The organism is Dietzia sp. NPDC055343 (assembly GCF_053645265.1).
Window position 1 is genome coordinate 1 of record NZ_JBSHMJ010000177.1, and the last position, 1032, is coordinate 1032.

Annotated in this window: 2 protein-coding genes; one reads left to right on the plus strand and one right to left on the minus strand. The window is 68.9% G+C overall.

Annotation, left to right across the window (positions count from 1 at the left end):
- A partial coding sequence (locus ACWIE7_RS19505) for a DoxX family protein (protein ID WP_454070379.1) occupies positions 1–470 on the minus strand: 470 nt, incomplete at its 3' end.
- Between the two features lie 145 nt (positions 471–615).
- Here ACWIE7_RS19505 and ACWIE7_RS19510 point away from each other — a divergent pair.
- The coding region (locus ACWIE7_RS19510; protein ID WP_454070380.1) for a MarR family winged helix-turn-helix transcriptional regulator at positions 616–1032 on the plus strand (417 nt) is incomplete at its 3' end.

Consider the following 1032-nt stretch of genomic DNA (forward strand, 5'->3'; position numbering starts at 1 on the left):
CTGGCGGCGCGGCGGCCGGCGATCAGCGCGTCGAGGCTGAAGCGGCCGGGGCCGACCAGGCCGAACACTGCCGTGGCGAGGCCGATCACGGCGACCAGCTCCCAGCCACCGTCAGCGGCGTAGATGCCGGCGGCCTGGTGGACGTAGAAGTAGGCGCCGACCATGACGACGACGACCAGGACCGCCACGAGCTGGGTCAGCAGCCCCAGGACGAGCAGGATGCCGCCGACCAGCTCGACCGTGCCGGCGAACGCGGCCGCGGCCTGGGCGGCGGGGACGCCCATCGACTCGAAGAAGGCGCCGGTGCCCTCGACGCCGTTGCTGAACAGCTTCTGACCGCCGTGCACGATCAGCACCGCGCCGAGCAGGACGCGGGCCAGCAGCAGGCCGATGCCGCGGACGGCCGCGGAGACGGGCACGAGGTTGCTCGAGGTCTCGAGGGCGGCGGGGCGAGTAGCAGTGGTGGTCACTGTGGTTCCTTCCGTTGGGTTCTCCGGTCTGTGCCGGAGCAACCTCGTCGTGGCGGTCCGCGCGGGTCGGCGAGCCATACATGATACGTCACACAGTTCTACTGATCGACTACGTGGCATGTCAACTAAGGGCTACTATGGACCCATGACTGAACAGGTGAATTGGCTCAACGACGAGGAGACGGCCCTCTGGCGCACCTACCTCGCCCTTGAAGGTCGCCTCCACCTCGAGATCCAGCGCGACCTCAAGATGTCCTCCGACCTGACCGAGCCCGAGTTCGAAGTCTTGGTCCATCTCAGCGAGGCCGACGGGCCGCTGCGCATGACCGCCCTCGCCGACGCCCTGCAGTGGGAGCGCAGCCGCGTCTCCCATCAGGTGACCCGGATGGCCAAACGCGGGCTCGTGCAGCGCACGAGCTGCCCCGAGGACGGGCGCGGCGCGTTCGTCTCCACCACCGACGAGGGCTTGCGCGAGATCGAGAAGGCCGCGCCGGACCACGTGCGAACCGTGCGGCGGGTCTTCCTGGATCGATTGGACGACGACGACAAGCGCGAACTCGGT